This is a genomic window from Streptomyces sp. NPDC050625 (genome assembly GCF_040654755.1).
Lineage (GTDB): Bacteria > Actinomycetota > Actinomycetes > Streptomycetales > Streptomycetaceae > Streptomyces.
Window position 1 is genome coordinate 416,881 of sequence record NZ_JBFAIQ010000003.1, and the last position, 25,506, is coordinate 442,386.

22 protein-coding genes and 1 tRNA gene are annotated in these 25,506 nt (G+C 69.1%); 15 read left to right on the forward strand and 8 right to left on the reverse strand.

The annotated features are described in order from the left end of the window. Nucleotides 1–30 precede the first annotated feature (30 nt). The 4 genes from desA to AB0I54_RS09355 are packed head-to-tail and all read left to right on the forward strand — an operon-like array spanning nucleotide 31 to nucleotide 5,054. Nucleotides 31–1,497 carry a lysine decarboxylase DesA gene (desA, locus tag AB0I54_RS09340; RefSeq protein ID WP_363295307.1) on the forward strand — a complete coding sequence of 489 codons (1,467 nt, stop codon included), beginning with the start codon at nucleotides 31–33 and terminating at the stop codon, nucleotides 1,495–1,497. Next, entirely contained in the window at nucleotides 1,481–2,767 is a 1,287-nt protein-coding gene (locus AB0I54_RS09345; RefSeq protein ID WP_363295308.1) for a lysine N(6)-hydroxylase/L-ornithine N(5)-oxygenase family protein, read from the forward strand. Before desA ends, AB0I54_RS09345 begins: the two co-directional genes overlap by 17 nt. Continuing rightward, nucleotides 2,764–3,288, forward strand: a complete 525-nt coding sequence (locus AB0I54_RS09350; RefSeq protein ID WP_363295309.1) for a GNAT family N-acetyltransferase — start codon at nucleotides 2,764–2,766, stop codon at nucleotides 3,286–3,288. The genes AB0I54_RS09345 and AB0I54_RS09350 overlap by 4 nt, the downstream gene beginning before the upstream one ends. Continuing rightward, nucleotides 3,285–5,054, forward strand: coding sequence for an IucA/IucC family siderophore biosynthesis protein (locus tag AB0I54_RS09355; protein WP_363295310.1), 1,770 nt, complete (start codon nucleotides 3,285–3,287; stop codon nucleotides 5,052–5,054). Before AB0I54_RS09350 ends, AB0I54_RS09355 begins: the two co-directional genes overlap by 4 nt. A 71-nt stretch (nucleotides 5,055–5,125) precedes the next feature. On the opposite strand, the gene AB0I54_RS09360 is transcribed toward AB0I54_RS09355, so the two are convergent. Further along, nucleotides 5,126–6,694, reverse strand: coding sequence for a beta-N-acetylhexosaminidase (locus tag AB0I54_RS09360; RefSeq protein WP_363295311.1), 1,569 nt, complete (start codon nucleotides 6,692–6,694; stop codon nucleotides 5,126–5,128). Between the two features lie 92 nt (nucleotides 6,695–6,786). Between AB0I54_RS09360 and AB0I54_RS09365 the strand changes: the two genes are divergently transcribed. Continuing rightward, nucleotides 6,787–7,674 carry a DUF4429 domain-containing protein gene (locus AB0I54_RS09365; protein ID WP_363295312.1) on the forward strand — a complete coding sequence of 296 codons (888 nt, stop codon included), beginning with the start codon at nucleotides 6,787–6,789 and terminating at the stop codon, nucleotides 7,672–7,674. Between the two features lie 55 nt (nucleotides 7,675–7,729). On the opposite strand, the gene AB0I54_RS09370 is transcribed toward AB0I54_RS09365, so the two are convergent. Continuing rightward, nucleotides 7,730–9,295 (reverse strand): metallophosphoesterase family protein, encoded by a 1,566-nt coding sequence (locus AB0I54_RS09370; protein ID WP_363295313.1) that lies wholly within the window; start codon nucleotides 9,293–9,295, stop codon nucleotides 7,730–7,732. 185 nt (nucleotides 9,296–9,480) lie between these two features. On the opposite strand from AB0I54_RS09370, the gene AB0I54_RS09375 reads away from it, so the two are divergent. Continuing rightward, nucleotides 9,481–9,738, forward strand: a complete 258-nt coding sequence (locus AB0I54_RS09375; protein WP_363295314.1) for a hypothetical protein — start codon at nucleotides 9,481–9,483, stop codon at nucleotides 9,736–9,738. 45 nt (nucleotides 9,739–9,783) lie between these two features. Next, nucleotides 9,784–11,601: a glutamine--fructose-6-phosphate transaminase (isomerizing) gene (glmS, locus tag AB0I54_RS09380; protein ID WP_363295315.1), complete on the forward strand. Its 1,818-nt coding sequence runs from the start codon at nucleotides 9,784–9,786 to the stop codon at nucleotides 11,599–11,601. Nucleotides 11,602–11,751: 150 nt separating this feature from the next. Here glmS and AB0I54_RS09385 read toward each other — a convergent pair whose 3' ends face one another. Beyond that, entirely contained in the window at nucleotides 11,752–12,312 is a 561-nt protein-coding gene (locus tag AB0I54_RS09385) for a GPR1/FUN34/YaaH family transporter (protein WP_363295316.1), read from the reverse strand. Nucleotides 12,313–12,440: 128 nt separating this feature from the next. Continuing rightward, entirely contained in the window at nucleotides 12,441–12,968 is a 528-nt protein-coding gene (locus AB0I54_RS09390) for a universal stress protein (protein ID WP_363295317.1), read from the reverse strand. Nucleotides 12,969–13,319: 351 nt separating this feature from the next. On the opposite strand from AB0I54_RS09390, the gene AB0I54_RS09395 reads away from it, so the two are divergent. The 4 genes from AB0I54_RS09395 to AB0I54_RS09410 all read left to right on the forward strand — a co-directional run bounded on the left by AB0I54_RS09395 (nucleotide 13,320) and on the right by AB0I54_RS09410 (nucleotide 16,158). Then, nucleotides 13,320–13,577: a hypothetical protein gene (locus tag AB0I54_RS09395; RefSeq protein ID WP_363295318.1), complete on the forward strand. Its 258-nt coding sequence runs from the start codon at nucleotides 13,320–13,322 to the stop codon at nucleotides 13,575–13,577. Nucleotides 13,578–13,957: 380 nt separating this feature from the next. Continuing rightward, complete coding sequence (locus AB0I54_RS09400; protein WP_363295319.1) at nucleotides 13,958–15,163, forward strand: helix-turn-helix domain-containing protein; 1,206 nt, start codon at nucleotides 13,958–13,960, stop codon at nucleotides 15,161–15,163. A 203-nt stretch (nucleotides 15,164–15,366) separates the two neighbouring features. Beyond that, the gene (gene orn, locus AB0I54_RS09405; RefSeq protein WP_363295320.1) at nucleotides 15,367–15,969 is read left to right on the forward strand and encodes an oligoribonuclease; all 603 of its coding nucleotides are present in this window, start codon (nucleotides 15,367–15,369) and stop codon (nucleotides 15,967–15,969) included. Between the two features lie 116 nt (nucleotides 15,970–16,085). Next, nucleotides 16,086–16,158 (forward strand) — tRNA-His (locus AB0I54_RS09410). Nucleotides 16,159–16,235: 77 nt separating this feature from the next. Here the strand turns inward: AB0I54_RS09410 and AB0I54_RS09415 are convergent. Further along, nucleotides 16,236–17,291 (reverse strand): LacI family DNA-binding transcriptional regulator, encoded by a 1,056-nt coding sequence (locus tag AB0I54_RS09415; RefSeq protein ID WP_363295321.1) that lies wholly within the window; start codon nucleotides 17,289–17,291, stop codon nucleotides 16,236–16,238. Nucleotides 17,292–17,682: 391 nt separating this feature from the next. On the opposite strand from AB0I54_RS09415, the gene AB0I54_RS09420 reads away from it, so the two are divergent. The 4 genes from AB0I54_RS09420 (at nucleotide 17,683) to AB0I54_RS09435 (ending at nucleotide 22,541) form a co-directional block, all read left to right on the forward strand. After that, nucleotides 17,683–19,014, forward strand: a complete 1,332-nt coding sequence (locus AB0I54_RS09420) for an ABC transporter substrate-binding protein (protein WP_363295322.1) — start codon at nucleotides 17,683–17,685, stop codon at nucleotides 19,012–19,014. Next, entirely contained in the window at nucleotides 19,011–20,036 is a 1,026-nt protein-coding gene (locus tag AB0I54_RS09425; protein WP_363295323.1) for a sugar ABC transporter permease, read from the forward strand. Before AB0I54_RS09420 ends, AB0I54_RS09425 begins: the two co-directional genes overlap by 4 nt. Continuing rightward, nucleotides 20,033–20,938 carry a carbohydrate ABC transporter permease gene (locus AB0I54_RS09430; RefSeq protein ID WP_363295324.1) on the forward strand — a complete coding sequence of 302 codons (906 nt, stop codon included), beginning with the start codon at nucleotides 20,033–20,035 and terminating at the stop codon, nucleotides 20,936–20,938. The genes AB0I54_RS09425 and AB0I54_RS09430 overlap by 4 nt, the downstream gene beginning before the upstream one ends. Before the next feature lie 169 nt (nucleotides 20,939–21,107). Beyond that, complete coding sequence (locus AB0I54_RS09435) at nucleotides 21,108–22,541, forward strand: GH1 family beta-glucosidase (protein WP_363295325.1); 1,434 nt, start codon at nucleotides 21,108–21,110, stop codon at nucleotides 22,539–22,541. 116 nt (nucleotides 22,542–22,657) lie between these two features. Here the strand turns inward: AB0I54_RS09435 and AB0I54_RS09440 are convergent, their stop codons facing one another. From AB0I54_RS09440 to AB0I54_RS09450, 3 genes are all read right to left on the reverse strand, one after another. Continuing rightward, nucleotides 22,658–22,909 carry a hypothetical protein gene (locus tag AB0I54_RS09440; protein ID WP_363295326.1) on the reverse strand — a complete coding sequence of 84 codons (252 nt, stop codon included), beginning with the start codon at nucleotides 22,907–22,909 and terminating at the stop codon, nucleotides 22,658–22,660. Nucleotides 22,910–22,912: 3 nt separating this feature from the next. After that, nucleotides 22,913–23,839 carry a hypothetical protein gene (locus AB0I54_RS09445; RefSeq protein WP_363295327.1) on the reverse strand — a complete coding sequence of 309 codons (927 nt, stop codon included), beginning with the start codon at nucleotides 23,837–23,839 and terminating at the stop codon, nucleotides 22,913–22,915. A 182-nt stretch (nucleotides 23,840–24,021) separates the two neighbouring features. Beyond that, nucleotides 24,022–25,470 (reverse strand): cellulose binding domain-containing protein, encoded by a 1,449-nt coding sequence (locus AB0I54_RS09450; RefSeq protein WP_363295328.1) that lies wholly within the window; start codon nucleotides 25,468–25,470, stop codon nucleotides 24,022–24,024. Nucleotides 25,471–25,506 lie beyond the last annotated feature (36 nt).

Here is a 25,506-nt window from a genome sequence, read left to right on the forward strand (position 1 = left end):
GCACGGACCGTCCCCTCGGAGGACCCCCACATGCGCTCGCACCTGCTCAATGACCTGACCGCGGAGCACTACCGCCGCTCCGTGACCGAAGGAGTCGAGCGGGTGGCGGCCAAACTCGCCACCACCGACCGTCCGTTCACCGGCGTCACGGTCGACGCCCTGGCCCCCCGTATCGAGCGGATCGACCTCGACAGGCCGCTGCACGACACCACGGCCGTCCTGGACGAGCTGGAGGAGGTCTACCTCCGCGACGCGATCTACTTCCACCACCCCCGCTACCTGGCCCACCTCAACTGCCCGGTCGTCATCCCGGCGGTGCTCGGCGAGGCGGTCCTCTCCGCGGTCAACTCCTCGCTCGACACCTGGGACCAGTCGGCCGGCGGCACCCTCATCGAGCGCAGGCTCATCGACTGGACGGCCGAGCGCATCGGGCTGGGCGCGGCCGCCGACGGCGTGTTCACCTCCGGCGGCACCCAGTCCAACCTCCAGGCGCTGATGCTGGCCCGCGAGGAGGCCAAGGCCGGGCGGGCAGGGTGGGAACATCCGGCCTCCCCCGCGAAACTGCGCATCTTCGCCTCCGAGGTCAGCCACTTCAGCGTGAAGAAGTCCGCGCAACTCCTCGGCCTCGGCCCGGACGCGGTGGTCACCGTCCCCGTCGACCACGACAAGCGCATGCAGACCGTCGCGCTCGCCCACGAGCTGGAGCGCTGCGCACAGGACGGACTGATTCCCATGGCCGTCGTCGCCACCGCCGGCACCACCGACTTCGGGTCCATCGACCCGCTGCCCGAGATCGCCGAGCTGTGCGCCCAGTACGGCGTGTGGATGCACGTCGACGCCGCCTACGGCTGCGGGCTGCTCGCCTCCCTCAAGCACCGGGACCGCATCGACGGCATCGAGCGCGCCGACTCGGTCACCGTCGACTACCACAAGTCCTTCTTCCAGCCGGTGAGTTCCTCCGCCGTGCTGGTCCGCGACTCCGCCACGCTGCGGCACGCGACCTATCACGCGGAGTACCTCAACCCGCGCCGCATGGTGCGGGAGCGCATCCCCAACCAGGTCGACAAGTCCCTGCAGACCACCCGCCGCTTCGACGCGCTCAAGCTGTGGATGACCCTGCGCGTGATGGGCGCCGACGGCATCGGCGAGCTGTTCGACGAGGTGTGCGACCTGGCCGCCGAGGGCTGGGAGCTGCTCGCCGCCGACCCGCGCTTCGACGTCGTCGTCCGGCCGTCCCTGTCCACCCTCGTCTTCCGCTACATCCCGGCGGCCGTCACCGACCCGGCCGAGATCGACCGCGCCAACCTGTATGCCCGCAGGGCCCTGTTCGCCTCCGGCGACGCCGTGGTCGCGGGCACGAAGGTCGGTGGCCGCCACTACCTGAAGTTCACCCTCCTCAACCCCGAGACACGGGCGACCGACATCGCCGCCGTCCTCGACCTGATCGCCGGCCACGCCGAGCAGTACCTGGGAGAGTCTCTTGACCGCGCGTCCTGAAGCCCCGAACAAGACCTACGACCTCGTGGGGATCGGGCTCGGCCCCTTCAACCTCGGCCTCGCCTGCCTCACCGAGCCGATCGCCGAACTCGACGGACTCTTCCTCGACTCGAAGCCCGACTTCGAGTGGCACTCCGGAATGTTCCTCGACGGCGCCCACCTCCAGACCCCGTTCATGTCGGACCTGGTCACCATGGCCGACCCGACCTCGCCGTACTCCTTCCTCAACTACCTGAAGGAGAGGGGGCGGCTGTACTCGTTCTACATCCGCGAGAACTTCTATCCGCTCAGGGTCGAGTACAACGACTACTGCCGCTGGGCCGCGGGCAAGCTGAGCAGCGTCCGCTTCGGCACGACGGTCACCGAGGTGACGTACGAGGACGGTCTGTACGCCGTCCGCACCGAAGCCGGCGAGACCTTCCGCGCCCGTCATCTGGTCCTCGGCACGGGTACGGTCCCCTTCGTTCCCGAGGCCTGCCGGGACCTGGCCGGCGACTTCATCCACACCGCGCGGTACATGCCCCGCAAGGCGGAGCTGCTGGCGAAGAAGTCCATCACGATCGTCGGCAGCGGCCAGAGCGCCGCGGAGATCTACTACGAACTCCTCTCCGAGATCGACGTCCACGGCTATGAGCTCAACTGGGTCACCCGCTCCCCGCGGTTCTTCCCGCTGGAGTACACCAAGCTGACCCTGGAGTTGACCTCCCCCGACTACATCGACTACTTCCGCGCGCTGCCCGAGGAGACCCGCTACCGGCTGGAGAAGCAGCAGAAGGGCCTCTACAAGGGCATCAACTCGGATCTGATCGACGCGATCTTCGACCTGCTCTACCAGAAGAACGTGGAGAGCGGCGACCGCCCGGTCCGCACCCGTCTGCTGACCAACTCCACGCTGACGACCGCCGCCCACGCGGACGGCGCGTACACGCTCGGCTTCCACCAGGACGAGCAGGGCAAGGACTTCGAGCTCCGCACCGAGGGCCTGGTGCTGGCCACCGGCTACCACTACGAGCCGCCGGCCTTCCTCGCCCCGCTCCACGACCGCCTCCGCTTCGACGGCCACGGCCGCTTCGACGTCGCCCGCAACTACGCGATCGACGTGACGGGCCGCGGGGTGTTCCTGCAGAACGCCGGCGTCCACACCCACAGCGTCACCAGCCCCGACCTGGGCATGGGCCCGTACCGCAACAGCTCCATCATCCGCGAGCTGCTCGGCACGGAGTACTACCCCGTCGAGAAGACGATCGCGTTCCAGGAGTTCGCCGTATGAGGTTCACCTTCCGCCCCCTCGACCCCCTCAAGGACGCCGAGCTGCTGCACTCCTGGGTCACACATCCCAAGGCCGCCTTCTGGATGATGCAGGACGCGAAGCAGGAGGACGTCGAGCGCGCCTACATGGAGATCGCGGGCGACGAGCACCACCACGCCCTCCTCGGGCTGCTCGACGGGGAGCCGGCGTTCCTCATGGAGACGTACGACCCCGCCCATCGGGAGCTGGTCGGGCTGTACGAGCCCGAGCCGGGGGACGTCGGCATGCACTTCCTGGTGCCGCCCACGCAGACGCCCGTGCACGGTTTCACCAGGGCCGTCATCACCGCCGTGGTTGCGCGCCTCTTCGAGGATCCGGCGACCGCCCGGATCGTCGTCGAGCCGGATGTGCGCAACAAGGCGGTGCACGCCCTGAACGAGGCCGTCGGGTTCGTGCCCGAGCGGGAGATCCGCAAGCCGGAGAAGAAGGCCCTGCTGAGCTTCTGCACACGGGAGCGGTTCGAGCGGGCGGTGGCGGTATGAGCCTCACCGACGCCGTGGCCCATCTGTCCCCCGAGCGCTGGGAGACGGCCAACCGTCTGCTCGTGCGCAAGGCGCTCGCCGAGTTCGCGCACGAGCGGCTCATCACGCCCCGACAGGAAGGCGACGGGTACGTCGTCCACAGCGACGACGGCCTCACCCACTACCGGTTCACGGCCGGCCGTCGTGCCCTGGACCACTGGCAGGTCGACGCCGACTCGATCACCCGCACCCGGGACGGTGCCGAACTCCCCCTCGCGGCCCTGGACTTCTTCGTCGAGCTGAAGGGCGCTCTGGGCCTGAGCGACGAGATCCTGCCGGTCTACCTGGAGGAGATCTCCTCCACCCTCTCCGGCACCTGCTACAAGCTCGGCAAGCCGCGGATCCCGGTGGCCGAGCTGGCCCGGAGCGGCTTCCAGGCGATCGAGACCGGCATGACCGAAGGCCACCCCTGCTTCGTCGCCAACAACGGGCGGCTCGGCTTCGGCATCCATGAGTACCTGTCGTACGCCCCGGAGACCGCGAGCCCCGTCCGGCTGGTCTGGCTCGCCGCGCACCGCTCCCGGGCGGCGTTCACGGCCGGTGCGGGCATCGAGTACGAGACCTTCGTACGGGAGGAGCTGGGCGCGGAGACGGTCGCGCGGTTCGACACGGTCCTGCGCGAGCGCGGGCTCGACCCCGCCGACCATCTGCTCATACCCGTCCACCCCTGGCAGTGGTGGAACAAGCTCACCGTCACCTTCGCCGCCGAGGTCGCCCGCGGGCATCTCGTCTGCCTGGGCGAGGGCGACGACGAGTATCTGGCCCAGCAGTCCATCCGGACCTTCTTCAACCGCTCCCACCCCGAGAAGCACTATGTGAAGACGGCCCTGTCCGTCCTCAACATGGGCTTCATGCGCGGGCTCTCCGCCGCCTACATGGAGGCGACCCCGGCGATCAACGACTGGCTGGCCCGGCTGATCGACAACGACCCGGTGCTGAAGTCGACCGGGCTGTCGATCATCCGGGAGCGCGCGGCCGTCGGCTACCGGCATCTGGAGTACGAGGCGGCGACCGACCGGTACTCGCCGTACCGCAAGATGCTGGCCGCGCTGTGGCGCGAGAGCCCGGTCCCGTCCCTCCAGGAGGGCGAGTCGCTCGCCACCATGGCCTGTCTGCTCCATGTGGACCACGAGGGCGCGTCCTTCGCAGGCGCCCTGATCGAGCGGTCCGGGCTGGCGCCCGCCGAGTGGCTGCGCCAGTACCTGCGGGCGTACTACACGCCTCTGCTGCACAGCTTCTACGCCTACGACCTGGCCTATATGCCGCACGGCGAGAACGTGATCCTGGTCCTGAAGGACGGCGTGGTCCGGCGCGCGATCTACAAGGACATCGCCGAGGAGATCGTGGTGATGGACCCGGACGCGGTGCTGCCGCCCGAGGTGCGGCGGATCCGGGTCGAGGTGCCGGAGGACACGAAACTGCTGTCGGTCTTCACGGACGTCTTCGACTGCTTCTTCCGCTTCCTCGCGGCGAACCTCGCCACCGAGGGAATCCTGGCGGAGGACGACTTCTGGCGTACGGTCGCGGAGGTCACCCGCGAGTATCAGGAGTCGGCGCCGGAACTCGCCGACAAGTTCCGGCAGTACGACCTGTTCGCCCCGGAGTTCGCGCTGTCCTGCCTCAACCGGCTCCAGTTGCGCGACAACCGGCAGATGGTGGATCTCGCGGATCCCTCCGGCGCGCTCCAGCTCGTCGGCACGCTGCGCAATCCCCTCGCGGGGCGGTAGCAGCAGGGCAGGCCCGAGGAACCGGCGGGCACCCCGGAGTACGGTCCTCCGGGGTGCCCGTCAGTCTTCTCTCAACTCGTCGGCCAGGGTACCTGGGGGGACTTGTAGTACTTGATGCCGAGTGCGTCCCAGCGCGGCCCCTGCGCGGCCAGCCGCACCTTGTAGCCGTCCCAGCCGTGGGTGGCCGCGGGTGACCAGCCCAGCTCGGCGGCGCCCGCGAGCCGTGGGAAGGCCATGTACTCGATGTCTGCGGAGTCGGTGATGGTCTCGGTCCACAGCGGGGCCTCCACGCCCCGCACGGCCGACGCGGGGGCTCCGTCGAGGTAGTGGCCCGGATCCCAGTCGTACGACCGCCGCACCTCGACCAGGCCGGCCCAGTCCTGGCCCAGCGGGGTGTCCTCGGTGTACTTCATGTCGAGGTAGATCCGGTCGGCCGGGGACAGGATCAGCCCGGTCCCGTTCCGCGCGGCCTTCGCGACCTGGGCCTTCTCCTCGGCGCTGGTGTCGTCCAGGCCCCAGTACTGGGCAAGGGCGCCCGGGGCGGGGGTCGCTCCGGTCAGCTGGTGCCAGCCGATCACCGTCTTGCCGTACTTGGCGACGACGGGCTGCACCTTGTCCATGAAGGCCACGTAGTCGGCGTGGCTGGTGGAGTGCGCCTCGTCGCCGCCGATGTGGAGGTAGCGGCCCGGGGTGAGCGCGGCCAGTTCGCGCACGACGTCGTCCACGAAGTCGTAGGTGATCTTCTTCGGCACGCACAGTGTGCTGAAGCCGACGTCGGTGCCGGTGTAGAGCGGGGGCGCGACGCCGTCGCAGTTCAGGTCGGCGTACGAGGCGAGGGCCGCGTTGGTGTGGCCGGGCAGGTCTATTTCGGGGACGACTTCGAGATAGCGGGAGGCGGCGTAGCGGACGATCTCCCGGTAGTCGGCCTTGGTGTAGTGGCCGCCGGGGCCGCCGCCGACCTGGGTGGAGCCGCCGTAGGTGGCGAGGCGCGGCCAGGAGTCGATCGCGATGCGCCAGCCCTGGTCGTCGCTGAGGTGCAGATGCAGCTTGTTGATCTTGTAGAGGGCGAGCTCGTCGATGTAGCGCTTGACCTGGGCGACGGTGAAGAAGTGCCGGGACACATCGAGCATGGCGCCCCGGTAGGCATAGCGCGGGGAGTCCTGGACGGTGCCGCCGGCGACCAGCCAGGGGCCGGGCTGCACGGACTTCTTCTCCACGGCCGCGGGCAGCAGCTGACGCAGGGTCTGGACGCCGTGGAAGAGGCCGGCGGGTGCGCTCGCGGTGATGGTGATGCCGCCGCGGCCGCTGTCGAGGCGGTAGCCCTCCGCGCCGAACACGCCCTTGGTGATGCGGAGTCGGATGCCGCCGTGCCCGTTCGCCGTCACCGGGAGCGGATAGCCGGTGGACGGCCGCAGGACGGCGGCCAGGTACTCGCCGACCCGGCGGGCCTCGCCGGAGCCGGTGACGCTGATGCGGGTGCCACGGGTGATGCGGTACGGGGATCCGCCCGGCGTGACCGACGCGGGTGCCGGCACCACCCGGTCGAGCGGGGTGGGGGTGGCTCTCGCCGCCGGTGCCGCGCCGACGGTGAAGGCGCCGGCCGCGGCCACGAGGAGCAGGGATCCGAGGATGCGGGCCATACGGGGAGTCGTTCTGGGGTGCCGTCTCACATGCGCTCCCTTCGGAATTGGTAGAGACCACCCTCTCGCAGAACCGATGAAACAATCCCCTCATGGCGGAAATCATCCAGAAGGACGGCACGTGGGCCTTCGACGCCGACGCCCTTCGACTGACCCCGGGCCGGGACAAGAACGTGGGTCTGCTGCGCAGGACCCTGGGGGAACTCGTGGTCCCCCTGGGGGCGTTGGCCGGCATCTCGTTCGAGCAGGGGAAGAAGTCGGGGCGGCTGCGACTGCGGCTGCGCGACGGCGCCGACCCGCTGCTGCACGCGACCGGCGGCCGCCTCACCGAGCCGAACGACCCCTACCAGCTGACGGTCGAGTCCGATCGCTACGGAGTCGCCGAGTACTTCGTGGACGAGGTGCGGGCCGCCCTGCTCCTGGACCAGGTTCCGGCCGACCCGGTGACCGAGTATCTGCTGCCCGGCCCGTCCGTTCCGCTCTCCGTCTCCGCCGGGGACGGCACGGCGGGCTTCGACGGCGAGCAGGTACGCCTGGAGTGGAACTGGAAGACCGAGGACGCCAAGGCCGCGGCGGGCGCCCGGACGCTCGCCGTCACCGAGATCGACACGGTGGAGTGGCAGCCCGCGGCCGGCCTGGAGAACGGCCATCTGCGCTTCACGGTGCGGGGCGCGCCGACCAAGGCGCCGCCGAAGTACGACCCCCACTCCGTGGAGCTGTGGGGCTTCAAGAAGGACCCGCTGATGGCGCTGGTCGCGGCGGCCGTGCAGGCGCGGCTGCCGCACCCCTCGGCCGCCGCCGTACCGCAGGCGCGGCCGCGGCTGCACGAGGTCCCGCAGCAGCGGACCGCGCCCACGATCGAGGACGACCACGACGCGCTGCTGCGGCGGCTGCGTGAGCTGGGCGAGCTGCACCGCACGGGCGTCCTGACGGACGAGGAGTTCGCCCTGGCCAAGCAGGCGATCCTCAAGCGCATGTGAGGACCGCCCGCCCGCCGTGTCCGGGTGCGCCCCCGCCGCCGGGGCGCGGCCGCGGCTACTTCGCCCGGCGTGCCACCGTGAAGTGGTCGATCCGGTCACCGGTCTCGGCGATGCCCGAGACCTTCAGGGTGGTGTAGCGGCCCTTCGGCGCGGGGGTGACGTCCACGCGCAGGAAGGAGTAGTTGAGGTAGCGGACACGGGACCAGGTGACCGTCTCGTTCTGCTTGCCGTCCTTGAGGCAGATGAACGAGGCGACCGAGTCCACCTCGTGCTCGTGGCCCTCGTAGGAGTCCGGGGCGCTGAAGGCGTACAGGCTGCGGCCGGCCGCGCCCGCCGTCACGTAGACCACGCCCTCGGTGTCCGAGTACGCCGTGCCGCCGATCGGCAGCTTCTTGGTGACCTCGTTGCCCTTGATGACGTCCGTGCGCTCGTACTGGTGGTTGTGGCCGTTGATGACGAGGTCGACCTGGTACTTGTCGAACAGCGGCACCCACTCCTGGCGCACACCCCCCTCCGAGGCGTGCGCGGTGGAGGTGCAGTAGGCGCAGTGGTGGAAGAACACGATGATGAAGTCGATGTCCTTCGAGGCGCGGAACTTCTTCAGCTGCCCCTCGAACCATGTCGTCTGGGTACCGCCCGAGATGCCCAGGTTCGCCGGGATCTCGAAGGAGACGTCGTTGGGGTCCAGCGAGACGATCGCCGTGTTGCCGTAGACGAAGGAGTAGACGCCCGGCAGGTTCTTCGGGTCCGGACCGTTGTCCGGGAGCGTCCAGCGGGCCTCCTCGCCGCCGTAGCCGTTGGGCGAGTACCAGGCCTCCATGTCGTGGTTGCCGTAGCTGACCATCCACGGGATCTGCTTGGCGACCGACTCGGTCTGGTACAGGAACTGGTCCCAGGTGCGCGAGTCGAAGCCGGTGTCGGTGGTCTTGCCCTGGCCGGCCGGGTCGCCGTAGGCGATGTCGCCGGCGTGCAGATGGAAGGCCGGGTTCTGACCGAGGATCAGGCTGTCGTTGGCCAGGGCGTGGTAGCTGACGCCCTGGTCGCCGAAGGCCGTGAAGGTGAACGGCTGCTCGCGGTCGGGGGCGGTGGTGAAGGTGCCCAGGGTGCCGGCGAGGTGCTGCTCGGCGGGGTCGAAGCCCTGGTGGCCGACGCCGTAGTAGTAGGTCTTGCCGGGGCGCAGGTGGGTGAGCCTGGCGTGCAGGTAGTACTGCGTGTGGTCGCCGCTCGCGCCGACGCCGGCCGGGGTGTAGAGGGTGCGGACCTCGGCCTCTATCTTGCGGGAGAGGTCCCAGGGGTGGGCGCCGATGCGGATGAACGGCTTCTTCACGGCGACCGGGACCTGCCACGAGATGGTCATCTCGGTGCGCGGGTCGTTGCCGTAGGCGAGGTGGCGGCCGAAGGGGGCGACAAGGGCGCCGTCGACCGTCTCGGTGGCCGGGGCGGTGGACTGGGTCGGAACGGCGGCCTGGGCGGTCCCGCCCGGAATGAACGCGCCACCGGTGACGGCGCCCAGCGTGACGGCACCGCCTCTGATCATCGTGCGCCGCGAGAATCTGGCGCGCAGATATTCGTGCTGCTCGGCCATGCTCATGCGCTCGGCCAGCTTCTCGGGTACTCCCATACGAGGAATGTCCATGGCGTCTGAAACTCGTCTCCTGAGGCGACGAGACGCAAGACGCAGGATGGACAGATCACGAACAGGGATCCATGAGAGATTCAAGCCCGTCCAAGGATTTTCAACACCTCCGTGCCCGCAATCGGGCAGGATTCTTGCGAAACCGGCGCCGGTGGCTCAGGATCTACCGGGTGCACGACGAACTTCTTGATCACCTGACGCGATCCACGCCCCTGAGCCGGGGCGAGGCGCTGCGTGTGGTCCAGGACGTGCTCGCCTACTTCGACGAGACGACCGAGGACTTCGTCCGTCGCCGCCATCGCGAGCTGCAGGCCCAGGGCCTGGTGAACGCGACGATCTTCGAACGGATCGAGGCGGACCTGAGGTACCGGGCGGTGGCGCCGCCGGAGCTCACGCTCAGACAGCTGCGCCGCATGGTCTACGGCTGAGAACCAGCCGGAACAACAGAACGACAGGCTGAGGGATACCTATATATGTGCGGAATTGTCGGATACATCGGGAAGCGTGACGTGGCCCCGCTGCTCCTGGAGGGCCTGCAGCGCCTGGAGTACCGCGGATACGACTCCGCGGGCATCGTCGTCACCTCCCCGAAGACGGCCGGCCTGAAGATGGTCAAGGCCAAGGGTCGGGTCCGCGACCTGGAGGCCAAGGTCCCGGCGCGCTTCAAGGGCACCACCGGTATCGCCCACACCCGCTGGGCCACCCACGGCGCCCCGTCCGACGTGAACGCCCACCCGCACATGTCGGCCGACCAGAAGGTCGCCGTCGTGCACAACGGCATCATCGACAACGCCGCCGACCTGCGCCGCAAGCTGGAGGCGGACGGCGTCGAGTTCCTCTCCGAGACCGACACCGAGGTCCTCGTCCATCTGATCGCCCGCTCCCAGGCGGAGTCCCTGGAGGAGAAGGTCCGCCAGGCGCTCCGGGTCGTGGAGGGCACGTACGGCATCGCCGTGATGCACGCCGACTTCTCGGACCGCATCGTGGTGGCTCGAAACGGCTCCCCGGTCGTCCTCGGCATCGGCGAGAAGGAGATGTTCGTCGCATCGGACATCGCCGCGCTGGTCACCCACACCCGCCAGATAGTCACGCTCGACGACGGCGAGATGGCCACCCTCAAGGCCGACGACTTCCGCACCTACACCACCGAGGGCACCCGCACCACCGCCGAGCCGACCACCGTGGAGTGGGAGGCCGCCTCCTACGACATGGGCGGCCACGACACCTACATGCACAAGGAGATCCACGAGCAGGCCGACGCCGTGGACCGCGTGCTGCGCGGCCGCATCGACGACCGCTTCTCCACCGTGCACCTCGGCGGCCTGAACCTGGACGCCCGCGAGGCACGCCGGATCCGCCGGGTGAAGATCCTCGGCTGCGGCACCTCGTACCACGCGGGCATGATCGGCGCCCAGCTGATCGAGGAGCTCGCCCGCATCCCCGCGGACGCCGAGCCCGCCTCCGAGTTCCGCTACCGCAATGCGGTGGTGGACCCCGACACGCTGTACATCGCGGTGTCGCAGTCCGGTGAGACCTACGACGTGCTGGCCGCCGTCCAGGAGCTGAAGCGCAAGGGTGCCCGGGTGCTCGGCGTGGTCAACGTGGTCGGCTCGGCGATCGCCCGCGAGGCGGACGGCGGCATCTATGTCCACGCCGGCCCCGAGGTCTGCGTGGTCTCCACGAAGTGCTTCACCAACACCACCGTCGCCTTCGCCCTGCTCGCCCTGCACCTCGGCCGCACCCGTGACCTCTCGGTCAGCGACGGCAAGCGGATCATCGAGGGCCTGCGGAAGCTGCCGGCGCAGATCTCCGAGATCCTCAAGCAGGAGGACGAGGTCAAGCAGCTGGCCGAGGAGTACGCCGAGGCCCGCTCGATGCTCTTCATCGGCCGCGTCCGGGGTTACCCGGTGGCCCGCGAGGCCTCCCTGAAGCTCAAGGAGATCACCTACATCCACGCCGAGGCCTACCCGGCCTCCGAGCTGAAGCACGGCCCGCTCGCCCTGATCGAGCCCGCCCTGCCGACGGTCGCGATCGTCCCGGACGACGACCTGCTGGAGAAGAACCGCGCGGCCCTGGAGGAGATCAAGGCCCGCAGCGGCAAGATCCTCGCGGTGGCCCACCAGGGGCAGGAGAAGGCCGACAGGACGATCGTCGTCCCGAAGAACGAGGACGAACTCGACCCGATCCTGATGGGCATCCCCCTCCAGCTCCTCGCCTACCACACGGCAAAGATCCTGGGCAGGGACATCGACAAGCCGAGGAACCTGGCGAAGTCGGTGACGGTGGAATAGCCGACCCAGGGGCGCGGGGAACTGCGCGACCAGCCCCCACGCACCTGCACAGGCAAGACACACAGAACGGACCCCTCGTGTTGCCACCAATCACGGGGGGTCCGCTCATATATCGCCGGGGACGCCCAACTCCCCGGCATGGCTGCCGAATCAGCCGGTGGCCGTCACTCCCCGGCCGGCAGCGCGCCTAGGCAGTGCGGTCGGCCAGTGGGCAAGCGCCGCGGTCGCCGCGTACCACGCCACCGCACCCGCGGCCACGCCTACCCAGCCACCGACCTTGGTGAGAGCCGAACTGTCCGCGAACCGGGCCACGGCCAGGACGAGCATCGACAGGAACAGCAGCCCGTGCATGCCCTGACCGAGCATGTCACCGCCCGCGAGGGTCAACGAGAGTGCCACTAGGGCGAACAGGAGCAGGAAGAGCCCGGCGGCGTTGTCGGACATCTGGTTCCCGGCCGAGACCGCCCAGGTGAACCAGAGTGCGCCGAGCGCCGAGAAGGCCGTACCGGTGGCGTTGTCGCGGTCGCGGAACGCCAGCAGACCGGCGACGAAGAGTGCAACGCCGCCTACGTAGTGGGCCAGTGAGACGGCGTCGGTCGCCGTCACGCCGTCGATCACATCGGTGTATCCGATTCCGAACGCCAACAGGGTGATTCCGAGGGCGAGTCGACCGATGACGGTGGTGCTTCCCGCGGAGACGTGGTTGTCCACGGCGGGCTCCCTTCATGCATGTGCAGTTGTGCGGTGACCGATATATGCCCTTCACAAGGGCACAAACAACATCTACGCGCGAGTAGATTCAGGCACTGCGCAAAGGGAGTTGACGGTGCGTGAAGCGGTTACGGAATGACCACCACGGGCCGCTTCGCCCGCTTGGCGAGCCGTCCGGCGACGGAGCCGAAGATCCGGCCGACGATGCCGTGGGTGGACCCGACGACGATCGCGTCGGCCTCGTACTCCCGCCCGACCTCTTCGAGTTCGTGGCAGATGTCACCACCGCGCTCGACGAGGATCCACGGCACCTCGGACAGATAGTCCGCACAGGCGAGTTCCAGCCCCAGCACCTCGGTGCGGTGGTCCGGTACGTCGACGAAGACGGGTGGCTCGCAGCCGGCCCACACCGTGGTGGGCAGCCGGTTGGCGACATGAACGATGATCAGACCCGACCCGGAGCGATGGGCCATCCCGATCGCGTAGGCCAGGGCGCGCTCGCTCGACATGGAGCCGTCGAAGCCGACGACCACGCCGTGCTTGAAAGCTGGGTCGCAGGATGGGCGTGACTCTTCCGCCGCCAGGGGCTCGTGCGCCGTGGGGTCGGCGACGTTCCGCTTGCGGTCCGCGTGTTCGAAGAATTCGTGACCGGCCATGAGTGTCTCGGCGTTTAGATCCTCGTGGGTGGGACGACAGTGTGCGGCGGAGCCGTGTCCGGGAAACATCTTCCCAACCCCATACCCCCAAGGGTACGGCGGCACGCCTCCTTAGCCCAGAGCCCGTGCACGCTCCGTAGGGGGTCCCTCGAAGCCCGGTAGGGGTTCACCGGAGCATGCACGAGCCGCGCCCGTAACGCAATGGTTGCTGCCCCGTACAGGCGGTTTGCACAGGATTCAAACAACTGCGCTCCGTCCGACGGGTACACGCGGTGACCGACGGATCGAACGCGCGTTGACTCCATTGAGTCACCACCCGGGCACCGTCCGGGGAGCCGCAGGGAGAGCGACATGTCCGGACCGCGCCCCACCACCGAACCGCGTCCCGCGCCGGACACCGTGAGCGAACTGGTCCGCTGGGCGGTCTTCAGCTGCGTCCTCGTCCCGGTGGTGCTTCTCTGGTACGGCACCTCGCTCGCCGGCGCGACCGGCACCGCGCTCGGCCTCGCCGCCCTCACCGGTGCCTGCCGTTTCCTGCTGCGTCACTCCGAACGCTGTGCGTCCCACAGAGGCGGACGTCACAGTAAGTCGAATACACCGGTCGACTGACCGGTTTCCGCGCACACCGACGTATCTTTTCAGCCAACTTCTGGACACTGTGCAAGAGGTGCCCCAACCGCCCCCCAACCCCCGTTCCACCTGCACGGAAAGGGTCCAGGAGGCCCTGCGCACCCTACGTGCTTTGGCCACTGCGACGAGGCGCACTTCCCCGCACGGCCCACGAGTGCAACGCTTCGTGATCGAATGCTTCACGCCAAGTTGTCATGTCGACAATGTGCCGAGTGTCTACCTGGGTCACCGCGACCGCGCGGGACCCAGTAGATTCGATCTTGACTTTCTTTACGGCGGGGGACTCGTGCAGGACCGAGGGGAAACGTGCAGGAGCGACACAACCGAGGAGCCGCGACCACCGAGGGGGGCTTAGCAGGATGAGCCACGACTCCACTGCCGCGCCGGAAGCCGCGGCCCGGAGGCTTTCCGGGCGACGCCGCAAGGAGATCGTCGCGGTGCTGCTGTTCAGCGGCGGCCCCATTTTCGAGAGCTCCATACCGCTTTCGGTGTTCGGTATCGACCGCCAGGACGCCGGAGTGCCACGCTACCGACTGCTGGTGTGCGGAGGTGAGGAAGGCCCGCTGCGGACCACAGGGGGCCTCGAACTCACCGCGCCGCACGGCCTGGAGGCGATCTCACGGGCGGGCACCGTCGTGGTGCCGGCCTGGCGCTCGATCACCTCTCCACCACCGGAGGAGGCGCTGGACTCGCTGCGCCGGGCCCACGAGGAGGGGGCCCGCATCGTCGGGCTGTGCACGGGCGCCTTCGTGCTGGCCGCCGCCGGCCTGCTGGACGGGCGCCCGGCGACCACGCACTGGATGTACGCGCCGACGCTGGCCAAGCGCTATCCGTCGGTGCATGTCGATCCGCGTGAGCTGTTCGTCGACGACGGGGACGTCCTCACGTCGGCGGGCACCGCGGCCGGAATCGACCTGTGTCTGCACATCGTGCGCAGCGACCACGGCAACGAGGCGGCCGGCGCGCTGGCCCGCCGGCTGGTGGTCCCGCCGCGCCGGAGCGGCGGTCAGGAGCGCTACCTCGATCGGTCTTTACCCGAGGAGATCGGCGCCGACCCGCTCGCGGAGGTCGTCGCCTGGGCGCTGGAGCACCTGCACGAGCAGTTCGACGTGGAGACGCTGGCGGCACGCGCGTACATGAGCAGGCGGACGTTCGACCGACGTTTCCGCTCGCTCACCGGCAGCGCCCCGCTCCAGTGGCTGATCACCCAGCGGGTGCTGCAGGCGCAGCGTCTGCTGGAGACGTCGGACTACTCGGTCGACGAGGTCGCGGGCCGCTGCGGCTTCCGCTCGCCGGTGGCCCTGCGCGGCCACTTCCGCCGCCAGCTGGGCTCGTCCCCCGCGGCGTACCGCGCCGCGTACCGGGCGCGCCGGCCGCAGGGCGACAAACCGGGCGAGGGCGAGCCCACGATGCCTCCGGCCGGACCGACGAGCGCACTGCCGCCCGGGCCGGTGGGACCGGCGCCCGCGCTGCTGCATCCGGAGAGCGCGGTGCCGATGCAGACACGGCGCACGGCCGCACTGGGTCTGTCGGCGAGCCTGCCGGGGCCGAGAAGCGGTAGCTGAGCGTATGGGAAGGGGTCCGGGACGAGCCCGGCCCCTTCCTCTTTTCTCGTTCCCGTTTCCTCGTCCCCGTTTCCTAGTGCCCGTTTCCTCGGGCCCATTTTCTGGTTCCCGGACGTCACACCGGCACCATGACTCGTCCCACGCCACAGCAACCCCTTGCACGGCAGGCCCGTGGAGCGGATACGCGCCGTAAGGTTAGACACATGAACGATCGCATGGTGTGGATCGACTGCGAGATGACCGGTCTCTCGCTGTCCGACGACGCGCTCATCGAGGTGGCCGCGCTGGTCACCGACTCCGAGCTGAACGTACTCGGCGAGGGGGTGGACATCGTGATCCGCCCGCCCGCCAAGGCCCTGGAGACCATGCCGGACGTGGTGCGGCAGATGCACACCACCTCCGGTCTGCTCGACGAACTGGCCGGCGGCACGACGCTGGTCGAGGCCGAGGAGCAGGTCCTGGCGTATGTACGCGAGCACGTCAAGGAACCGGGCAAGGCCCCGCTGTGCGGCAACTCCGTCGGTACGGACCGCGGCTTCCTGCTGCGGGACATGCCGACTCTGGAGGACTACCTCCACTACCGGATCGTGGACGTCTCCAGCATCAAGGAGCTCGCCCGCCGCTGGTACCCGCGCGCCTACTTCAACAGCCCGGAGAAGAACGGCAACCACCGGGCGCTCGCCGACATCCGCGAGTCCATCGCGGAGCTCAGGTACTACCGGGAGGCGATCTTCGTACCGCAGCCCGGACCGGACTCGGAGACCGCCAGGGCCATCGCCGGAAAGCACGTCCTGCCTGCGCAGTAGGCGCCCTCGGGGGCCGCGGGGCGCCACCGCGAAAAGCCGTGCGCGAGCACCCCTTCGGACCCTGTACACTTTTTCTCGGCCGGTCGGGGAAACCACCAAGTGAACCGCCGGTCGTGGTGGGTGTAGCTCAGCTGGTAGAGCACCTGGTTGTGGTCCAGGATGTCGCGGGTTCGAGTCCCGTCACTCACCCTGAGTAATCAGCCGGTGACCTTGTCGTAAGACGGGTCACCGGCTGATTCGTTTGCCCGTGTCCGGGCGGTGCCCTCCTAGGACGAGGTACGCGTCACCAGTTCCGTCGGCAGCACCAGGTGGCGGCGCTCCAGCCCCCGGGACGCGGCCGGGCGGCGGTCCGCGATCTCCGTCAGGAGCAGGTCCAGCATCGCGCGGCCCATCTCCACGATCGGCTGGCGGACGCTGGTGAGCGGCGGGTCCATGTGGCGGGCGATCGCCGAGTCGTCGTACCCGACCAGGGCCACGTCCTCGGGGATGCGGCGGCCCCTCTCGCGCAGCACCTGGCGGGCGCCGGCCGCCGTCACGTCCGAGCCGGCGAAGACCGCGTCCAGGCCGGGGGTGCGCGCGAGGAGGTTCGTCATCGCGCGGCGGCCGCCCTCCTCGGTGAAGTCGCCGGGCTCGATGAGCCGTTCGTCGACCTCGTGGCCCGCGTCGCGCAGGGCGTCACGGTAGCCGTCCACGCGCCGCTGGGCGCCGTACACGTCCAGGCGGCCCGTGATGTGGGCGATCGTACGGCGGCCGCCGGCGAGCAGGTGCTCGACGGCCGAGCGGCCGCCGCCGTAGTTGTCCGAGTCCACCGAGGTCAGCGTCTCCCGCGCCGAGCGGGGGCCGCTGATCACCGCGGGGATCTCCAGCTGGGACAGCAGATCCGGGAGCGGGTCGTCCGCGTGGACCGAGACCAGCAGGACGCCGTCCACCCGGTGCGCGGCCAGATACTGGGCGAGCCTCTGCCGCTCCCGGTCGCTGCCGGCGAAGATCAGCAGCAACTGCATCTCGGTGTCGGCCAGTTCGGCGCCGACACCGCGCAGCATGTCCGAGAAGTACGGCTCCGCGAAGAACCGGGTCTCCGGCTCGGGGACGACCAGGGCGATCGCGTCCGTGCGGTTGGCGGCCAGGGCGCGGGCCGCGGTGTTCGGGACGTATCCGAGTTCCTCGACCGCCGCCTCGACGGCCGCGCGGGTGGCTTCGCTGACCCGGGGAGAGCCGTTGATCACCCGGGAGACCGTGCCGCGGCCGACGCCGGCGCGGGCGGCGACCTCTTCGAGGGTGGGCCGACCACCGCTGCGCCCCCGTGTTCCGTGGCTTGCCATGGACCCCGCCTCCCTCGACGTTCATGTCGCTGGCCTGGAATCTAACAGTCCCGTGCGCCGGGGTGACCGCCGCCGGGCGCGGGCCTCGTGCCGACCCCGGGAGCCTCCCCCGCGAACGCCGGGCGCGCGTATTGTCCTGACCTCGTCTGCCCTTCGGCCGCCGACCGAAGTTAGCTAACAGCCCGATAACTGAACGCAGCGCTCCTCGTCCGCTCCCTTGACACCCCGCCCCGGACCGACGACTCTTCAACTCATCACCTGTGGGAGCGCTCCCACAGTACCTGACACATACACATCCCGCACGTTCCCCGCCCGAGCCGCAGCGAGTACGAACGGGCCCAACCAGTGCAGTTGGCCGGGGGGTCGGCACGTCAGGCAACAGGAGGACGCAATGCGCACGAGTACCCGCCGGTCCCACAGGGTGGTGGCCCTCGCGGCCGTCGCCGCGCTGGCCACGGGACTGCTGGCCGGCTGCGCCAACGACTCGGACGACGGCTCGTCCAATTCGGACAACGGCGGCAACGGCAGTGGCAAGGGCAAGACCACACTGACCATCGGGACCTTCGGCGTCTTCGGCTACAAGCAGGCCGGCCTCTACGACGAGTACATGAAGCTCCACCCGGACATCACCATCAAGGAGAACGTCACCACCCGTACCGATGTGTACTGGCCGAAGGTCCTGACCCGGCTGCAGGCCGGTTCCGGCACCGACGACATCCAGGCGATCGAGGTCGGCAACATCACCGAGGCCGTGCAGACGCAGGCGAACAAGTTCGTGGACCTCGGCAAGGAGGTCGACAAGTCCCAGTGGCTGGACTGGAAGCTGTCCCAGGCCACCACCAAGGACGGCAAGACGATCGGGCTCGGCACGGACGTCGGCCCGATGGCGATCTGCTACCGCAAGGACCTGTTCAAGAAGGCCGGCCTGGAGACCGACCGGACCAAGCTCGCCGCGCAGTGGAAGGGCGACTGGGCCAAGTACGTCGACCTGGGCAAGGAGTACATGAAGAAGGCGCCCAAGGGCACCAAGTTCGTGGACTCCGCCTCCTCGGTCTACAACGCGGCCCTCGGCGGCGGCAGCGAGCGGTACTACGACAAGGACGGCAACGTCATCTGGGACAAGTCCGACGGCGTGAAGAAGGCCTGGGACGTCGCGATGACCGTGGCGACCAGCGACATGTCGGCCAAGCTGAAGCAGTTCGACAAGCCGTGGGACCAGGGCTACGCCAATGGCACCTTCGCCACGGTGGCCTGCCCGGCCTGGATGATCGGCTACATCGAGCAGAAGTCCGGTGACTCCGGCAAGGGCAACTGGGACGTGGCGGCCGCGCCGACCGCGGCCAACTGGGGCGGCTCCTTCCTCGGCGTGCCGACGGCGGGCAAGCACCAGAAGGAGGCCATCGCCCTGGCCAAGTGGCTGACCGCGCCCGAGCAGCAGGCCAAGGTCTTCGCCAAGCAGGCCAGCTTCCCGTCGACCCCGTCGGCGTACGCCGGCCTGAAGCCGGCCGCGGACACGACCTCGTACTTCTCCGACGCGCCGATCACGCAGATCTTCGCCGACTCGGCCAAGACCATCCCGGTCCAGTACTTCGGCATCAAGGACCAGCCGATCAACACCGCGCTGACCGACGTCGGCATCCTCCAGGTGGAGCAGAAGGGCAAGTCCCCGGCCCAGGGCTGGGACGCCGCCACCAAGGAGATCAAGGACGTGCTCGGCCAGTGACCAGCCCCAAGCAGGCTCTCGCGCAGCCCGCGTCGAGCGCCGACGCCGCGTCCGGCTCCCAGCCGGGCGCGGCCCGGGGCGCTCACGGTCGCGGTGGGCCGGCGGGCGCCGACTCCTGGCGCAGCCGGCTGTACCGCTGGGACATGAAGGCGTCGCCGTACGCGTTCGTCGCCCCCTTCTTCGTCCTCTTCGGGGCCTTCTCGCTGGTCCCGCTGCTGTACACGGCCTGGTACTCGCTGCACGACGTGCAGCTGTCCTCGCTGGACCACCAGACCTGGGCGGGCCTGGACAACTACAAGAACCTGTTGTCCTCGGACTTCTTCTGGAACGCCCTGCAGAACACCTTCTCCATCGGCCTGATCTCCACGGTGCCGCAGCTGGTCGCGGCGATCTGGCTGGCGCATCTGCTCAACTACAAGCTGCGCGGCTCGACCGTGTGGCGGGTCGTGATGCTCACCCCGTACGCCACCTCGGTGGCCGCGGCGACCCTGGTCTTCACGCTGCTGTACTCCTGGGACGGCGGCATGGTCAACTGGGTACTGCACTTCTTCGGGGTCGATCCGGTCAACTGGCGCGAGTCGGACTGGGGTTCGCAGTTCGCGGTGTCCTCGATCGTGATCTGGCGGTGGACCGGCTACAACGCGCTGATCTATCTGGCGGCGATGCAGGCGATCCCGGTCGACCTGTACGAGTCGGCGGCGCTCGACGGCGCCAACCGCTGGCAGCAGTTCCGGCACGTCACCGTCCCGCAGCTGCGGCCGACGATCCTGTTCACGGTGGTCGTGTCCACCATCGGCGCGACCCAGCTCTTCGGTGAGCCGCTGCTGTTCGGCGGGGTCAGCGGTTCGAAGGGCGGCTCCGAGCACCAGTACCAGACGCTCGGCCTGTACATGTACGACCAGGGCTGGATCATCGGCAACCTCGGCAAGGCGTCCGCGATCGCCTGGTCGATGTTCCTGATCCTGCTGATCATCGCCGTGATCAATCTGGTGCTCACCCGACGTCTGAGGAAGACCCAATGACGACCAGTGAACTGACGATTCCGCAGGCGGCGAAGGGCACCTCCGACCGCGGGCCCGGGCGCCGCCGGGTGATGGGCGCGGGCAAGCAGTTGCACGCCGGTCCGGTCACCTATGTCGTGCTGGTCGTGTTCGCGCTCATCTCGCTCGCGCCGCTGGTGTGGACGGCGGTGGCCGCCTCGCGCACCGACCGCAGGCTGGCCGAGACGCCGCCGCCGCTGTGGTTCGGCGGCAATCTGTTCAAGAACCTCCAGGCCGCCTGGGACCAGGCGGGGCTCGGCACCGCGATGTTCAACTCCACGCTCGTCGCGGGCGCGATCACCATCTCCACGGTGCTGTTCTCCACGCTCGCCGGGTTCGCCTTCGCCAAGCTGCGGTTCCGGTTCTCGGGCGTCCTGTTGCTGCTGACCATCGGCACGATGATGATCCCGCCGCAGCTGGCCGTCGTACCGCTGTATCTGTGGATGTCGGACCTGGGCTGGTCGAACCAGCTGCAGACGGTGATCCTGCCGAGCCTGGTGACCGCGTTCGGCACGTTCTTCATGCGGCAGTACCTGGTGCAGGCGCTGCCGTCCGAACTGATCGAGGCGGCCCGGGTGGACGGGGCCAGCAGCATCCGGATCGTGTGGCACGTCGTGTTCCCCGCGGCACGGCCGGCGATGGCCGTACTCGGCCTGCTGACCTTCGTGTTCGCCTGGAACGACTTCCTGTGGCCGATCATCGCCCTGAACCAGCAGAACCCGACCGTGCAGGTCGCGCTGAACGCGCTCGGTACCGGCTATGTCCCGGACCAGGCGGTCATCATGGCGGGCGCGCTGCTCGGGACGCTGCCGCTGCTCATCGCCTTCCTTCTGTTCGGCAAGCAGATCGTGGGCGGGATCATGCAGGGCGCGATCAAGGGCTGAGCCCCGCCCGACCCGTTCCGAAGGCCCCGGGGGGCCGGACCAATGCCGCTCCGCCCCCCACATCCCCCCTTCTCCTTCCCCTTCCCCTTCCCCTTCCTCTTCCTTCCCCTTCCCCTCTCCTTCCCCCACCCACCTGTCGGTCTCCACGACCCCCTATGGGAGCGCTTCCATGACTGAGCCCATTACCTCCGTGACCTTTCCACCCGCCTTCCTCTGGGGCGCCGCGACCTCCGCGTACCAGATCGAGGGGGCGGTGCGGGAGGACGGCCGCACACCCTCGATCTGGGACACCTTCAGTCATACGCCGGGCAGGACCGCCGCAGGTGAGACCGGTGACATCGCTGTCGACCACTACCACCGCTACCGCGACGACGTGGCGCTGATGGCGGAGCTGGGCCTGAACGCGTACCGGTTCTCGGTCTCCTGGTCGCGGGTGCAGCCGACGGGCCGGGGGCCCGCGGTGCAGGTGGGCCTGGACTTCTACCGGCGTCTGGTGGACGAGCTCCTCGCCCATGGCATCCGGCCCGCGATCACTCTCTACCACTGGGACCTGCCGCAGGAGCTGGAGGAGGCGGGCGGCTGGCCGGAGCGGGACACGGCTCACCGGTTCGCCGAGTACGCGCAGATCGTCGGCGAGGCGCTCGGCGACCGGGTGGAACAGTGGATCACGCTCAACGAGCCGTGGTGCAGCGCCTTCCTGGGGTACGGCTCGGGTGTGCACGCCCCGGGCCGTACCGAGCCGGCGGCCGCGCTGAGGGCCGCGCACCACCTCAACCTGGCCCACGGGCTGGGCGCTTCGGCCCTCCGCTCGGTGATGCCGGCGCGCAACTCGGTCGCGGTGAGCCTCAACTCCTCGGTGGTGCGCACGGTTTCCCAGGACCCGGCGGACCTGGCCGCCGGCCGGAAGATCGACGACCTGGCCAACGGCGTCTTCCACGGCCCAATGCTCCACGGTGCCTACCCGCAGACCCTGTTCGAGGCGACGGCCCAGATCACCGACTGGTCGTACGTCCTCGACGGTGACCTGCGGACCATCAACCAGCCGCTGGACGCGCTGGGCCTGAACTACTACACCCCGACGCTGGTCTCTGACGTCGAGTCGGCGGACACGTCCGGCCGGCGCGCGGACGGACACGGCGCGAGCGAGCACTCCCCCTGGCCGGGCGCGGACGACGTGGCCTTCCACCAGACGCCGGGCGAGCGCACGGAGATGGGCTGGACGATCGACCCGACGGGTCTGCACGACCTGATCATGCGCTACTCGCGTGAGGTGCCAGGCCTGCCCCTGTACGTCACCGAGAACGGCGCGGCCTACGACGACAAGCCCGACCCGGACGGCCGTGTCCACGACCCCGAGCGCATCGCCTATCTGCACGGCCATCTGTCGGCGGTCCGCCGCGCCATCACGGACGGCGCGGACGTGCGCGGCTACTACCTGTGGTCCCTGATGGACAACTTCGAGTGGGCGTACGGCTACGGGAAGCGCTTCGGCGCGGTGTACGTGGACTACGCGACGCTGGCCCGGACCCCGAAGTCGAGCGCACGCTGGTACGCCCGGGCGGCCCGAACGGGCTCCCTGCCGCCGCTGGAGCCCTCGGCCTGACACCTCATGAACCGGGCGCGGCACCTGGAGAGGAGTGCCGCGCCCGCCCGGCCCGAGCAGAGGGAAGGGCCCCGCGGAGTCCGACTCCGCGAGACCCTTCTCTCCATCACTGCCGGTCACGTCTCCACGAACAGCTCCTCGACACATACGACGGTGATGGCGCGGTCGAACCAGGTGTTCAGGATGTCCAGGTCGGTGCCGGTGGTGATCCGCTCCCGAACCGCCTCGGGGACCTCGATGCCACGCCGGTCGAGAATACGGAGGATGTCTTCGGCGCGGCCCTCCGCGCGAGCCTGCGCGCGGCCCTTGATAAAGGTTTCCTCGATGAGCGTGCCGCGGCCGGGGAAACGTGAGGTGTATCTGGCCATCGGTCACGTCTCCGCGAACAGTTCTTCGGCACTTACGACGGTGAGCGCACGGTCGAACCATGTGCCCAGGATGTCCAGGTCGGTGCAAGCGGTGACCCGCTCCCGAACCGCCTCGGGGACCTCGATGCCACGCCGGTCGAGGATACGGAGGATATCTTCGGCGCGGCCCTCCGCGCGCCCCTCTGCGCGCCCCTCCGCGCGGCCCTCCACACGCCCCTCCGCGCGGCCCTCGATGAGGGTTTCCTCGATGAGCGTGCCGCGGCCGGGGAAACGTGAGGCGTATGCGGTCATCAGGTTCCTCCACAGTTGACGGGCCGGGGTTTCACCCAGGCCGATTTCGGTGAATTCCGCCCAACCCTTCGCGGTCTCGCCGCTGGCGTCGGACACTGCCGCAGCCAGCGCGTCCAGTATCGCAGGAAGGCCCGGATCCTTGGCGTGAGCGAGCGCGGAGAAGACGGCGAGGGCGAGGTCATCGGCCGCCTCGTCCGGGTCGGTGACCGCGGGAACATTGCCCGGCCCCAGGACGAGCGGGAAGACCACCATGCTGGTGTGGATGGGCGGGCCGACCCGGACGGGTTCCGCCGCCCAGGACGCGGTGGCCTTGTCCCGGCAGACCACCAGCAGGACCGGAGGCAGTTGGTACTTGGCGTACAAGTGCGCCAAGTAGTACGTCCAACTGCTCAGCTTGTCCGGGTCCGGCTTGCCCTGGGACTCGATGGCGAGCAGGAAGCCGCCGTCATCGGCCGTGTCGACCCGGAAGAGGGTGTCCACACGGCGCGCCAGCGGTCGGATCTCGGTGAGATCCGTGTCCAGGGGCTGGATCGCCGTGGGCTCGGGGAAGGGGATGCCCGCCCGGGGGAGGGCTCGGGCTAACAGGCCCGGATCCTCCCGGAAGATCTGGTGCATCGCCTCGTGCGCTGAACTGACCATGTGACTGAACGTAGGCGGATGACAGCGTCGCAGTGACCGTTGCCGGGTGGGTTCAGTCAAATGGGTGAATGTGCTGCTGGCCTATGCCATGTCAGTCCTGTGGCTTCGTCAAGAATGGCCAGGGGCCGGAACAGTGTCGTTCCGGCCCCGTTGAGGATCCCGATGAAGCTGTGGACTGCCCGTCAGCCGATCGCCCCGAAGGCCTTCGAGAAGGCTGACTTGTCCTGGGTGATGGAGCTGCAGGTTGCGTCCGCGGTGGGCTTGGGGCCGCCTTCGCACTGCTTGTCGCGGGTTGCCGACCACATCGACAGCCAGCCGATGCCCTTGGACTTGGCGAAGTTGACCAGTTGGGTGGCGTCGTCGACCTTGAAGATCTCGGAGGAGACGTCGTTGACGCCGATCATCGGGGTCACGGCGACCGTCTTCCAGGCCGCGCTGTCGGAGAGCTCCAGCACGCTCTTGACCTGGGCCTGGGTGGCGGTGGCGGCCTGTTCGGCGTAGGTGCCCATGTCGCCGCTGTAGGCGGGGCCGTAGTCCATCGCCATGATGTTGACCGTGCTGATCTTCACGCCGTTGGACTTGGCGTTGGACAGGAGGTTCACGCCGTCCTGGGTGAGGCCCTCGGGCATCACCGGGAGGGTGAAGGAGACGTCCAGGTTCGGGTGCTGAGCCTGGAGCTTCGCTATCGCCTTGGCGCGCTGGGTGTTCGCCGCCGTGTTGGGCAGCGCGCCGCCCTCCACGTCGAAGTCGACCTTGGTGAGCTTGTACGCGTCCACGGCCTTGCCGTACGCCGTCGCCAGCGCGTCCGCCGAGGAGCAGGTCGTCGCCAGTTCGGAGCCGGAGGCGCCGCCGAAGGAGACGCGGACGTCGCCGCCCTTGGCGCGCAGGGCGCCGATCTGGTTGGCCACGCCGTCGCTCGCCAGGTCCGTCACCCCGCCCCACTTGGGCGTGCAGCCGCCGCCGTCCGTGATGAAGGCGAGGTTGTAGTTCTTCACGCCGGTCGCGTTCGCGCTCGCCACCAGGTCGAAGGCCGGGTAGAGGGAGGTGTCGACGTAGGGGGCGAAGGCGGCGGAGGTGGTCGTGCCGGTGCCGGTGGTCTGGGACGGGGAGGGCGTTGCCGTCGGGGTGGGAGTGGGGGCGGGGGTTGTGCTGTGCGTGGGCGTCGGTGACTGCGTCGGGCGGCCGGTCGGCTCCGGCGTCGCGGTGTCGTCGGCGGAACACTTCGCGTTGTCGATACGGCAACCGGACGGGTCGCCGGTGCCGTTGACCACGAAGCCGACGGTGACCGACTTGCCGGGCGCCAGGCCGTCCGTGTCCCACTTGGGGGGCTTAACGGTGACGTGCTGCCCGCTCACGCTCGACTCGCCGTTCCACAGGGAGCTGAGCTTCGCGCCGGCCGGCAGGTCGAACTCCAGCGTCCAGTCCTTCTCCGTCTGGCCGCTGTTGTTCGTGACGACGTACTGCGCGGTGTAACCCGTCGACCAGTCGCTGGTCTTGGTGTACGCGGCGCCGACACCCGCGGCCTGGGCGATACCGCTGAACATGACCGCTCCGCCGCCGACCACGGCCGCGGCCACCAGACCGCCGATCGCCTTGTTCCTGCCACTGATCCTGCGCCGGTGGATGCTCATCCTCGTGCCTGCCTTCACTGTTCCGTGGGGTGAGGT